At 68.8% G+C, this 11,887-nt stretch carries 14 protein-coding genes; 5 read left to right on the forward strand and 9 right to left on the reverse strand.

Going from position 1 to position 11,887, the window contains the following annotated elements; all coding sequences use genetic code 11:
- The 7 genes from ACFWPJ_RS12980 to ACFWPJ_RS13010 all read right to left on the reverse strand — a co-directional run.
- A partial coding sequence (locus ACFWPJ_RS12980) for an MlaD family protein (RefSeq protein ID WP_378850419.1) occupies positions 1 to 928 on the reverse strand: 928 nt, incomplete at its 3' end.
- Positions 928 to 1,935: an MlaD family protein gene (locus ACFWPJ_RS12985; RefSeq protein WP_378850422.1), complete on the reverse strand. Its 1,008-nt coding sequence runs from the start codon at positions 1,933 to 1,935 to the stop codon at positions 928 to 930. The genes ACFWPJ_RS12985 and ACFWPJ_RS12980, both read right to left, overlap by 1 nt.
- Complete coding sequence (locus tag ACFWPJ_RS12990; RefSeq protein ID WP_378850451.1) at positions 1,923 to 2,927, reverse strand: MlaD family protein; 1,005 nt, start codon at positions 2,925 to 2,927, stop codon at positions 1,923 to 1,925. Before ACFWPJ_RS12990 ends, ACFWPJ_RS12985 begins: the two co-directional genes overlap by 13 nt.
- Positions 2,927 to 3,958, reverse strand: a complete 1,032-nt coding sequence (locus ACFWPJ_RS12995) for an MlaD family protein (RefSeq protein ID WP_378850424.1) — start codon at positions 3,956 to 3,958, stop codon at positions 2,927 to 2,929. The genes ACFWPJ_RS12990 and ACFWPJ_RS12995 overlap by 1 nt, the downstream gene beginning before the upstream one ends.
- 4 nt (positions 3,959 to 3,962) lie before the next feature.
- Positions 3,963 to 4,829 (reverse strand): MlaE family ABC transporter permease, encoded by an 867-nt coding sequence (locus ACFWPJ_RS13000; protein ID WP_378850427.1) that lies wholly within the window; start codon positions 4,827 to 4,829, stop codon positions 3,963 to 3,965.
- Positions 4,829 to 5,674, reverse strand: a complete 846-nt coding sequence (locus tag ACFWPJ_RS13005; protein WP_189034738.1) for an ABC transporter permease — start codon at positions 5,672 to 5,674, stop codon at positions 4,829 to 4,831. The genes ACFWPJ_RS13000 and ACFWPJ_RS13005 overlap by 1 nt, the downstream gene beginning before the upstream one ends.
- 198 nt (positions 5,675 to 5,872) lie before the next feature.
- Positions 5,873 to 6,976: a calcium:proton antiporter gene (locus ACFWPJ_RS13010; RefSeq protein ID WP_378850430.1), complete on the reverse strand. Its 1,104-nt coding sequence runs from the start codon at positions 6,974 to 6,976 to the stop codon at positions 5,873 to 5,875.
- Between the two features lie 93 nt (positions 6,977 to 7,069).
- Here ACFWPJ_RS13010 and ACFWPJ_RS13015 point away from each other — a divergent pair, with 93 nt between their 5' ends.
- Positions 7,070 to 7,720, forward strand: a complete 651-nt coding sequence (locus ACFWPJ_RS13015) for a phosphate uptake regulator PhoU (protein ID WP_378850433.1) — start codon at positions 7,070 to 7,072, stop codon at positions 7,718 to 7,720.
- A 4-nt stretch (positions 7,721 to 7,724) separates the two neighbouring features.
- Here the strand turns inward: ACFWPJ_RS13015 and ACFWPJ_RS13020 are convergent, their stop codons facing one another.
- Entirely contained in the window at positions 7,725 to 7,889 is a 165-nt protein-coding gene (locus ACFWPJ_RS13020) for a hypothetical protein (protein WP_378850436.1), read from the reverse strand.
- Between the two features lie 377 nt (positions 7,890 to 8,266).
- Between ACFWPJ_RS13020 and ACFWPJ_RS13025 the strand changes: the two genes are divergently transcribed.
- From ACFWPJ_RS13025 to ACFWPJ_RS13035, 3 genes are read left to right on the forward strand one after another with little or no spacing between them, the layout of a single operon-like run.
- Complete coding sequence (locus ACFWPJ_RS13025; protein WP_378850439.1) at positions 8,267 to 9,052, forward strand: HNH endonuclease family protein; 786 nt, start codon at positions 8,267 to 8,269, stop codon at positions 9,050 to 9,052.
- A gap of 35 nt (positions 9,053 to 9,087) precedes the next feature.
- A complete protein-coding gene (locus tag ACFWPJ_RS13030) occupies positions 9,088 to 9,312 on the forward strand; it encodes a hypothetical protein (protein ID WP_189034732.1) in 225 nt (74 codons plus the stop codon).
- A gap of 25 nt (positions 9,313 to 9,337) precedes the next feature.
- Complete coding sequence (locus ACFWPJ_RS13035; RefSeq protein WP_378850442.1) at positions 9,338 to 10,081, forward strand: phosphatase PAP2 family protein; 744 nt, start codon at positions 9,338 to 9,340, stop codon at positions 10,079 to 10,081.
- Between the two features lie 130 nt (positions 10,082 to 10,211).
- Here the strand turns inward: ACFWPJ_RS13035 and ACFWPJ_RS13040 are convergent, their stop codons facing one another.
- Complete coding sequence (locus ACFWPJ_RS13040) at positions 10,212 to 10,637, reverse strand: hypothetical protein (protein WP_378850445.1); 426 nt, start codon at positions 10,635 to 10,637, stop codon at positions 10,212 to 10,214.
- 124 nt (positions 10,638 to 10,761) lie between these two features.
- On the opposite strand from ACFWPJ_RS13040, the gene ACFWPJ_RS13045 reads away from it, so the two are divergent.
- Positions 10,762 to 11,553, forward strand: a complete 792-nt coding sequence (locus tag ACFWPJ_RS13045; RefSeq protein WP_378850448.1) for a helix-turn-helix domain-containing protein — start codon at positions 10,762 to 10,764, stop codon at positions 11,551 to 11,553.
- The last annotated feature ends 334 nt before the right edge of the window (positions 11,554 to 11,887 follow it).

Here is an 11,887-nt window from a genome sequence, read left to right on the forward strand (position 1 = left end):
TCGCGGTGCCGCCTGCCGCGCTATGGAATGCCGAGGTGAGCGCGGGCATCTTCAGCACCACCTCGCGCAGCGATCCGACGTTGGCGCGCAACAACTTCACCAGCGGGACCGCGCCGTCGAGCGCGCCGATCAGCGGGTCGCCCAGGATGGTCGCGAAGTCGTTGAGCATCGGCAGCAGCTCGGCGAGTCCGTCGAACAGCGAGGTCGCCGGGCCGAGCAGGTCGTCGGAGGCCTGGTTGAGCAGCGGGGCCAGCCGGACCAGCATCGACTGCAGGTCGCCCCAGTTGGCGGCGACCCGGTTCGACACCGAGGCGAACGCGTCGAAAAGGCCTGCCAGGTGGCCGATATCGGCGTCGGGCTTGTTCATCGCCGAGCCCAGCTTGTGCACCAGTTCGTTGACCGTCGGGCCGGTGCCCTCGGTCGCGCGGTCCAGCGAGGCGAGGCCGTCGATCAGCGCGCTCGGCTGACCGGCCTCGGCGCCGGAGAGCTGCTCGGACAGGCTCGCCAGGGCGGTCAGTGTCTCGGTGATCGACTTGGGCGTGAGCGTCTTGGTGATGCAGCCGCCGGTGAACTGCCTGGTGTCCTTGCCGCTGGTCAGCACAGCCAGATTGCGGTCGGCGGCAACGGAATACGCGACGGTGGTCGCGGAGGCGTCGGCGTAGACCGGGTAGTCGGCGTCGACCTCGAACTCCACGCGCACCTCGGCGCCCTCGTTGCGCACCGCGGTCACCTCGCCGACATCGATGCCGCGCATCGTGACGTGGTTGCCCGGGTAGAGCCCGATCGCGTCGGGCATGAGGGCGCAATAGGATTCGGTCTTCTTCAGCGGGTCGAAGGCCACGAAGTAGCCGGCGATCACCATGACGCCCAGCACCGCGACACCGGCGATCGACATGAACGCCTGGGATCCGAGGAGTCGTTTCAGCATCAGCACGCCTTCCCGGGCAGCGGCACGCACACCTGCACGCCGGACTGGTCGACCACGACGCCCGCGTCCGGCGTCGCCAGCTGCGACAGCTTGGTCTGCAGGTCGGCCACGGTGCCGAGGATCGGTTCGAACCGGCCTTCGAGCTCCCGCATCCGCGGCAGCGCGTCGGCCAGTGCCTGCGCCCGCGGCTTCAGGGTGGACTCCCAACTGGGGGCGAGCCCGGCGAGCCGGTTGACCACCGAGGTCAGCAGCCGGACCGCTTCGGCCAGTTCGGCCTTCTTGCTCAGCAGCACGTCCTCGAGCATGTTGACGTTGTCCATCAGCCTGCCCAGATCGGACTTGGCGCCGTCGTACATGGAGATGTACTCGTCGAGGATGGCGATGGACTTCGACACCTGCGAGCGCTGCCGGTCGAGCATGTCGACGTACTTGCCGACGGTGTCGAGCGTGGAGCGCAGGGCTTCCGGGGAGGACGCGATCGCGGAATTCGCCGCGGCCAGGTTCTTGCGCACGGTGTCGCCGTCGACGGCGGCCAGCGGCGCGGTCGCGTCCTGGAAGGTCTCGATCAGGCTGTAGGGCAACCGGATTCGGTCCGCGGGGATGGCCTCGTCACCGAGCGGGCGCGAGCCCGCCGGGTAGAGCGCGACATAGTGGCCGCCGACCACGGTCAGCATGCGGATGTCGAGGGAGGTCTGGTCGCCGACGAACACGTCGGAGTCGACGGTGAACTCCATCAGCACCTTGTCCGGCTTCAGCTCGAGCGAGGTGACGCTGCCGACCGAGATGCCGGCCAGGCGTACGTCGTCGCCCTCGCGCACCGACTGCGCCTCGCTGAGTTCGGCGGTGTAGGTGTGCTTGCCCAGCGGCACCACGTAGACGATGCCGGCGCCGATGATGAACAGCACGACCAGGCTCAGGCCGATGATGCCCATCCGCAGTTCGCGGGCGCGCTTGGTCGGCTCGTCCATGATCGGGCGGTCACCGGAGAAGAACTTCAGGCGTTGCATACCGTCACCTTCTGTCCGGCGATCAGCACCTGCAGTGGGGCGGGCACCTCGGCGGGGCCGTTGCTGCAGGTCGGTGTGAAGTCGGCGAAATCGCGGGAGAGCGAGGCGTCGACGGTGGCCAGCAGTCCGGGCAGCCGCCCGAAGACGTCCACTGCCTCTTGGGGATTCGGGAACAGGCCGCGGATCATCGCGTCGACCTCGGCGCTGCCGCCCTCGACCAGGCCGAGCGAGGCCAGCAGCCGGTCCACCGGCGCCAGCACCGACGGCGCGGTCATCGCGAACTGCGCGACGCCGCCGATATTGCGCTGCATCGCCTCGAAGATGTCGGTGAGCCTGGCCAGCAGCGGCAGCAGGTAGCCGACGCGGCCGCCGTGCCGGTCGCCCAGCGTCGACAGGTTGCTGATCAGGGTGTTGATGACCTGCTGACGGTCCTCGGCATAGCTCGCGAGCTGGTCGATCGCGGTCAGCGCGGGGCCGAGGCCGCTGCCGTCGCCCTCGATGACGGCGAGCATGCTGGCGGTGAACTGGTTGATCGCCTCGGGCGAGAGCGTCGCCAGTACCGGCTTCAGGCCGCTGAACAGGCTGGTCACGTCGAACGACGGGACCGTCATGTTGGCGCCGATCCTGGCGTCGGCGGCGATCCGTTTGCCCGGGTTGGGCGCCTGCTGCAGGTCGATATAGCGCTGGCCGGTGAGGTTCTGGTAGCGGATGGCCAGCTTGCTGTTGTCGTAGATCGGCGTATCGGTCTTCACCGTGAGGTGGACCTTGGCCTTGTCGCCTTCGAGGCTGATCTTCTCGATCTTGCCGACCTGCACGCCGAACATCCGCACGTCGTTGCCGACCTTGAGGCCGTTGGCGTCGGTGAACAGCGCGTCGTGCGCCTCGGTGTCACCGGAGACGGGCCGCTTGATCAGGGTGAAGACGAGTCCGAGCACGGCGAGCATGACCAGCGCGAACACGCCGAGTCGCAGTGCGACACCACCGATCTTCATCACGCACCGGCCTTTCCGAACAGCGGCACCGCGATCGCGGGCACACCGCTGAGCTCGACGTCGAGGTTGAGCACCGGGCCGTCGGGGCCATCGGGCATGGCGCCGCGCAGGTTGGTCAGCAGGGCAGCCAGGTCGGCGCCGGTCTGGCGCGGGTTGGGCGACATCTGGGCCAGTGCGTACAGCATCGGCGCGAGCATGTCGGTGGTCTCGGCGAAGTGGCCGCCCGCGGTGGTCAGCGTGGTGGTCAGGGCGGGCAGGATGCTGCCGCCGATCACGCCGACGCCGATGTCGTAGCGGTCCTTGTCGACCTGGGTCACCTTGATCTCGCTGAGCCGGTCGATCACCTGCATGGTGGCGCCGGCGAACTGGCCGCCGCCGTCGAAGGCGGGGCCGAGCCTGCCGAACAGCTCCGAGGGCGCGACGTCCTGGTTGTCGGCGATGGTCTTGGCGATCGTGATCAGCGCCTGCACCAGCGGGGTGAAGGCTTTGAAGTCGGCGGCCAGCTGGGAGACCACGGTCGCCATCTGCGGGCTGGTCACCGTCATGCCGACCTGGGACAGGCTGCGCAGGATCGCGCTCATCGTCGCGTCGTAGACCCGGTCGGCGTTGGCGCCGGTCAGGTCGAGCACCGCGCCCGCGCGCAGCGGGGATCCGCCGGTTCCGCGGCGCAGTTCCAGTTCGGCGATGCCGAACAGGTTGGTCGGGGCGTAGTCGACGGCGAGGCTGTCGTCGATGCCGTGCAGCCGGTCGGCGTCGAGCAGCAGCGCGATCTGCTGGGTGCCGCGCTCGCCGGGGGTCACCTCGACGACCTCGCCGACGGTGACGCCGTCGATGCGGACCTGGCTGCCCGCGCTGATGCCGTCACCGAGGTGTTCGGTGTGCAGCGCGATCCGCAGGCCCTCTTCGGTTTTCAGATTGCGGTAGGCGACCGTACCGAGCACGACCGCGGCGATGATGCCGAGGATGATCGCGCCGGTCAGCCGCGAGGTGCGCCGATCGGCCGCGACGCCGGGCATTCCATAGTTAGGCACTAGCTCACCCCGTAAAACTGATCGCCGAGTTGAAGCCCCACAGCATGATCGACAGCACCATGTCGATGGCGACGATGGCCACCGAGCTGGCCCGCACCGCGCGACCGGACGCGATGCCGACGCCCTCGGGACCGCCGGTGGCGAAGAACCCGAAGTAGCTGTGCACCAGGATCACCACGGTGCCGAACACCGCGACCTTGATGACGGCGGCGATCATGTCGAAGCCGGAGATGAACTGGAAGAAGTAGTGGTCGTAGACGCCGGCCGACTGCCCGTAGACCATCGTGAGCAGCCCGCGGCAGGCGCCGTAGGACAGGATCAGCGCGATCAGGAAGGTCGGCACGATGGCGATGGCGCCCGCGATGACGCGGGTGGTCACCACGAACGGCACCGAGCGCAGGCCGAGCGCCTCGATCGCGTCGATCTCCTCGGAGATGCGCATCGAGCCGATCTCGGCGGTGATCCGGCAGCCCGCCTGCGCGGCGAAGCCGATGGCGGCCGCGATCGGGGCCAGCTCACGGGTGGTGGCGTAGGCCGAGATGACACCGGTGACCGGGCCCATGCCGAGCATGTCGAGCGAGGCGAAGGATTCGACGCCGACCGAGGCGCCCATCACCAGGCCGAGCACGATCATCATCGGGACGGTGCCGCCGCCGACGATGATCGAGCCGCGGCCCCAGGTCATGTCGGTGACCGCGCGCAGCGTCTCGTCGCGGTAGCGGCGCAGGGTCAGCGGCACCGAGGACAGCACCTGCCACACGAACACCGCGACGAAGCCGAGCGATTCGCCCGCCGCACCGATGCGCTTGCCGAGCCGGGCGGGCTTGCGCAGCCAGTGCAGCGAGGTGGGGATATAGGAGGAGGCAGCCATCACGCCAACTTCGTCGGCAGGAACATGGCGCTGATCTGGGTCGCCAGCAGGTTCACGATCGCGATCGAGACGACCGAGAGCACCACCGCCGCGTTCACCGCGTCGGCGACACCGCGCGGACCGCCCTTGGCCTCGAGACCGCGCTGGCAGGAGATGACGACGACCAGGAAGCCGAAGATCAGCGCCTTGAGCAGCGACACCCACACGTCACCGGCGGTGGCGAAGGAGCCGAAGGTCGACCAGTAGCTGCCCGGGGTCACGCCCTGGCCGCCGACGGCGACCGCGTACCCGGCGAGCACGCCGACGAAGATGATCAGCACATTGAGCATCGGCGCGACGATCAGCATCGCCATCATGCGCGGGATGACCAGGCGGTGCACCGGGCTGATGCCCATGGTGTTGAGCGCGTCGATCTCCTCGCGGATGGTGCGCGCGCCGAGGTCGGCGGCGATCGCCGCGGCGCCCGCGCCACCGAGCAGGAAGCCCGTCGCGATGGGCGCGCCCTGCTTGATGACGCCGAGACCGCCGGTCGCGCCGAGCATGGAGTCGGCGCCGAGGCTGTGGATCAGGTTGCCGACCTGGATCGAGACGATCACACCGAACGGGATCGCCATCAGGATCGCCGGGATCGCGGTGACCGTGATCAGCCGCCAGGCCTGCACGAGGGTCTCGCGCCACTGGAAGTGTCCGCGGGCGACATCGGCGACGGTGCCGGTGACCGACTCCTGCGCGAGGTCGACCGCGCGCCCGAAGGTCCGCAACGACGACACGACCGTGTCGGTGAAATTCTTGCGGACGATCTGGGTGGCGGAATCCGGCTTCGCGGAATGCAGATCGGTGGACATCAGCGATGCCCCCGGCCCGCTCGCGAAGCGCGGGAAATGGTGATTTTCATACCGCACTCTCTGGCTTCGGCGTCGGTGCCAACTCCAGCAAGCTAACCGGTACTCTGCGTCACAACAAAATTTCGGCGTGGTGACCCTCGTCGCTTTTTTTCTGTTTTGATGACAAGATCACACTCGCTGTGATCCAGCCCACGGCGCCTACGGGCTTGCGGCCAGGAACACAAACGCCGAGAACAACGCCAGGTGAACGCCACCCTGCAGCAGGGTCGCGCGGCCGGGAACGATGGTCAGCGTGCCCACCACGACGGTCAGCGCGAGCAACACCATCTGCGTGGCGCCGAGACCGAGCACCAGCGGACCGCTCAGCCAGATGGTCGCCAGGGCGATCACCGGAATGGTGAGGCCGATACTGGCCATGGCCGAGCCGAGCGCCAGGTTCAGGCCGATCTGCACCTGGCTGCGGCGCGCGGAGTTGTACGCGGCCAGCGTCTCGGGCAGCAGCACGAGCATGGCGATCGCCACGCCGACCGCCGAGGGCGGCAGACCGGCCGCGGCCACGCCCCGCTCCAGCGCGGGCGAGACCACCTTCGCCAGCCCGACCACGCAGATCAGCGCCAGCACCAGCAGACCCAGGCTGATCACGGCGGCCCGGTTGGACGGCGCGGTGTCGTGGCCGGTGTCGGTGTCGTCGACGGCCCCCGCCTCCTCCACCGGGAGGAAGTCGTCGGGGTGCCGCACCGTCTGCACCATCACGAACAGCAGGTACAGGGCCAGCGAGGCGACCGCGGCGAAGGCCAGCTGCGCGGGCGAGAACTCCGGGCCCGGCTTGCTGGTGGTGAAGGTGGGCAGCACCAGGCTCAGCGTCGCCAGGGTCGCGACGGTGGCCAGCGCGGCGCCGGTGCCCTCGGGGTTGAACACCGCGACGCGCCTGCGCAGCGCGCCGACCAGCAGCACCAGGCCGAAGATGCCGTTACAGGTGATCATCACCGCGGCGAAGACGGTGTCACGGGCCAGTGACGCCGCCTTGTCGCCGCCGGAGATCATCATCGTCACGATCAGCGCCACCTCGATCACGGTGACGGCCACCGCAAGCACCAGCGCGCCGAACGGTTCACCGACCCGGTGCGCGACCACCTCCGCGTGGTAGACCGCGGCCAGCACAGCACCGACCAGCGCGATGTCGACCAACACCACCACGATTCCCGGTACGTCCCGCCCCCAGGTCGCGGCGAGCACGAGGGCGGCGAATATCGGGATGTACAGGGCCCATCTGGTCCTCAACGCGGCAATCATGATCTCCATCGTCCCAGCTACGCGCGAGTGCACCGGGATACGCGGCCGCGAAGATCGCCGGTTGGATTCCCCGAACCGCCTCGATGGGGAACAATTCAGCCCGTGCGGACCCAGTTCACCCTCGAGCTCGTTGCCCTCTCCAACGATCTCACCCTGATGTCGCGCCTGGCTCATGATGCGACGCAGCGGATCACCGAGGCGCTGGCAGGCGCCGACCTGACCGCGACCTACGAGGTCTTCGCCCTCGACGAACAGCTACAGCAGATGTTCGCCGCCTGCGAGAACCGCACCATGGCGCTGCTGGCCCTGCAGGCGCCGGTCGCGCGCGACCTCCGTCACGTGGTGACCGCGATCCAGATCGCCGGCGAACTCTCGCGCATCGGCAGGCGCACCGAGACCGCCGGCCAGTACGTGTATCGCGCCCATCCGCGCGCGGTGGCGGCGGAGCCGGTCATCGCCGAGCTGGTGGCGATGGGCATCCTGGCCGCCGAATGTGTGGCGCGGGTTGGTGATTCGGTCGCGACCGGCCGCTTCGTCGAGGACGACGGCACCGCGGCGGAGTCCATGGACGTGCTGTGCAGACAGCTGCGCACAGTGCTGACCACGACCGGGACGGACGCGGGCGCGGCGATCGATCTGGCCCTGCTGGGCAGTCAGTTCCAGCGCTGCGTCGACCACACCGCCCGCATCGCCCGGCTGATCCGCTTCCTGGACACCGGCATTCCGCCGGAGACGGGCTCGCTGCCCGACTGATCCCTCAGTCGAGCAGCGGAAACCGGCCCGAGCCGACCAGTGCCGTGATCGCCGCGATCTTCTCCTGCGGCGCCGCGTAATCCGGGTGCGCGGCGAGGACGGCGGCCGCGTCCCGCAGGTGGCTCAGCTCTTCCGCCGTCTCGGCGACCGTGCGACCCCCCTGTCGCACAGCGTGTTTCGTATAGGCAGGTCGCGCGATATCGATCCGCCCGAGCTCGCTCGCCTTGGTCACCCGGCGGGCGCACCGGCACGGCGCCGCCGGATTCACCAGTCCGCAGGACGAGCGCAGGAACGCGCCGAGCCGCTGTTTGGCTCTCTCCCAGCGCTTTTGATACGCGGCGGGAGGGATCAGACGTGATCTGCGTCACTCCCGGTTTACGTGACGTTTCCGCTGGTCACCTCCGTCGATAGGTGAACGCTATTGAGCCGCAGTTCCTTTGCACTGTCGTGTGCGGAAGGTCATAGCCGACAATCAGTTACGACACAGCGTGCGGCCGTTAGGTTGTGCCGGTTCATTTTCGACGAAGGCATGTGGGTGGTACGGGCATGAAGTGGTCCTCGATCAGTGGCTCTCCTCTGGGCCGGGCCCTGCTCGCCCTCGCCGCGGCGATCTGTCTCGGCGTGGTCCTGACCGTGGCGAATTCGCTGCTGGACAAGGTGAACCCCACCGCACCCGGCCCCGGACCGGCCAACGCCGCGACGGTGTCGGGCAAGGAGATCGGCGATCTGGTCGGCAAACTCGTCGTCGCCAAGGAAGGCCCGATGACGGGCTACACCAGGGAGAAGTTCCCGCACTGGGACACCAGCAAGCCCGAGCACGGCTTCGGCGGCGACCTCGCGCAGTACGCCAAGTGCACCACCCGCGAGGTGATGATGCTGCGCGACGCCACCGGCGACGTCACCCTCGACCCGAAGACCTGCGACCTGAAGATTCCCGCGGGCGCGGGCTGGCAGGACCACTACGGTTTCGTCGACAAGAAGACCGGCCAGCTCGGGCCGTACAAGTTCATCACCGATCCGGCCAAGGTCGACGCCGAGCACATCGTCGCGCTGGCCGAGGCGTGGCGCTCCGGCGCCGCCGACCGCGACGAGGACACCCGCCGCCGCATAGCCAACGATTCGCTGAATCTCGTCGCCGCCGACCCCTCGGCCAACCGCTCCAAGGGCGATCAGGACCCCGCGAACTACTTGCCGCCCGGCAATTTCCGGTGCGCCTATGTCGAGCATTACGTGAAGGTCAAGATAAAGTACGCGCTGACCGTTGATACCGCCGAGCACACCGCGTTGCGCACCGCAGTCGACGACTGCCTCCGCCGAGGAGAGTTCACATAAGCGAGACGATCGAGATCACCGCCGAGAGCGCCGTCATGACCGAAGAGGAAGGGACGGTGTCCGGCGAGCTCGATGTCATGCTCGATGATTCGGGCAAGGGCCTCGTCCGCTACCGCGGTACCGACACCTGGTACACGATCGGCAACATCGAGGCCGAACCCCCGCGCGTGTGGGACAGCGTCGCCGACCTGGTGAAGGCGATCAAGAAGGTCGCGGGCACCCGCGATGTCGCCGGGAACACGGTGGTCTTCGAAGCCTGAGCCCGCGGCTGGCAATCTGGTAGTTATGCCGACCGCCTCTGCAAGACCCCCGTCCGACGATGTCGCGTGGTCCGCGCTCGGCCGGCGGCTGCCGCTCGCGACGACGCTGCTCGCGACCGCCGCGATCCTCGTCACGACGCTCACCTGGCAGGTCAACTACGACGCGGGCATCATCCGGATCGATCCGCGGGTACTCGACTGGACGATCGCCCATCGCGGCGAACCACTGACCTCGATCGCCCGGGTGGTCACCGACCTGGGTGACACCCTGTCGATGACGATCCTCGCGGCCCTCACCGTCGTCTGGTTCGCCTGGCGGCGCAACTGGCCGACCGCCGTGCTGGTCGCCGTCACCTCGGTGGGTGCGGGCGTGCTGGTCGTGGTGGTCAAACGGATCGTCGGCAGGCACCGGCCACCCGAGCTGAGCCGCCTCGTCGTCGAGCCGAGCCTGTCCTATCCGTCGGGCCACACCCTGGGCACCACGGTGGTGGTCGGCATCGTCGCGCTCACCGTCATCCCCAGCCTGCGCCACGCCACGGTCCGGGTGGCCGCCACCGTGTTCGCGGTGGTGTTCCCGATCGCGGTCGGCCTGTCCCGGGTCTACCTGGGCGTGCACTGGTTCACCGATGTCCTCGCGGGCTGGATCTTCGGCCTGTTCTGGCTGGTCCTGTGCGTCACGGTGTTCGCCTGGGTGTACCGCGATGACACCCCCGCCGATCAGCCCACCGAAACCAGCGCCGTGCCGAACGCCGCCCCCGACCGCAGATAGTCGTAGGCAGCGACCACCTCGCCGAACATGAATTCGCGGTCGAGCACCGGCTGATCACTCGGTTCATCGTCACGCTGCCGGTCCGGCTACCGACCGCGATCGGCCGGATTGCCAGGCCCGGTAGGCGCGTTCATCGCGAGCCCTCGATGAATTGGTGGTCGGACATGATGCGGCCGTCGGCGTCGAGGGCGAGCAGGTCGAAGCCGCCGCCGGCCGCGGTGCCGTCGTCGCGGCGGGTCATCGTCCAGGCGACGCCGACCGTGTTGGCGGGGAGTTCGACGGCGGGCCCGGCGGCGGCGAAGACGTATTCGCCACTGGCGAGGAACATCTCGTAGGCGCGGGTGGCGCGCCGGTCGAGCGCGTCGTGACCGTGCACGGCGAGCGCCGGGACCGGGAAAGCGAGTTCGGTGGCGGCCTTGCGGATTTCGAGAGGCGGATCGACCAGGAACTGGGCGCCGTCGACGGCGAAGAGCTGCTCGATCAGGGTGCGGCGCGCGGCCGGGTCGGATTCGTTCCAGAGAGCCACGTAGGCGGTGGCTAGGTCGTTGATGCTCATGGCGACAACTGTGCCGGGGCCCGCGACGGTCCGCGATTCCCTGCTGGGAATGACGGCGACGCGGCCGTCGGCTCATTCCCCGTGGGGAATGGCGTGTGCTGCCCGCGCACGGTTGACTCGATCCATGACGACCGCGCTGTCCACCACCACTTTCGGCCCGCAACTGCGGCATTGGCGCACGCTGCGCCGGGTCAGTCAGCTCGACCTGGCGATCCGCGCCGAGACGAGCCAGCGTTACCTGAGCTTCCTCGAACAAGGCAGGTCCCAGCCGGGGCGCACGATGGTGGTTCGCCTGGCCGAATCGCTCGAGCTGACCTTGCGCGACCGCAACAACCTGCTGCTGGCCGCGGGCTTCGCCCCGGTGTTCCCCGAAAGCGACCTGGCCGCACCGGAATTGGCGCCGGTGCGCGAGGCGCTCAGCGCGGTCCTCGACGGGCACCTGCCGTATCCGGCGCTGGTGGCGCGCCCGCGCGGCGAACTGGTCACCGCCAACGCCGCGTTCGACCTGTTCACCGAGGGTGTCGCCGACGACCTGCTGCGCGCGCCGATGAACGTCCTGCGCCTGGCCCTGCATCCCGACGGCGTCGCGCCACGCGTACGCAACCTGCCCGAATGGGGCAGGCACATCATCGACTCGCTGCGCGGCCGGGCCGCCCACACCCCCGACCCCGCGCTCGACGAACTGATCGCGGAACTGTCCGGCTACCTGCCCGCCACCGCTCCCGGCCCCGACCACGTCGGCTTCGCCGTCCCGCTGCACCTGCGCACCGACGACGGCGATCTGCGCCTGATCACCACCCTCACCTCGTTCGCCACCGCGACCGATGTCACCATCGCCGAACTCCATCTCGAGGCGTTCCTGCCTGCCGACGCGGAGACCGCCCGCATCCTCCGGCTACGCGCCGACCGCCGCTGAACTGTCCGATCCATAGGATGTCGCTATCTCTGCCCCAGCGAGGAGACAGGCGACCGCGGCGGCGACACCGAGCGCTCCGCGGGCGACCGGGCTGCGTCGCCGCTGGTGGTGCCGACGGCCTCGATCGGTGTCGGCGCGCAACTTCGGCGCGATCGCACCCGGAGCCCGCGACTGTGGTGCCCCCCGGTCGGGATGACGACCGAGGGGCTGACCGGATCAGCGGGTGACGGCCACCAGCTCCCGCTGAACCGGTGCGTCCCAGTCGATGCGGTAGCGGCGTGCGGCCCCCAACCTCTTGAGCCGGGTCAAAACCCGCATTTCCATACTCGGCAGA

Origin of the sequence: Nocardia sp. NPDC058497, from assembly GCF_042720195.1 — a bacterium.
Taxonomy (GTDB): domain Bacteria; phylum Actinomycetota; class Actinomycetes; order Mycobacteriales; family Mycobacteriaceae; genus Nocardia.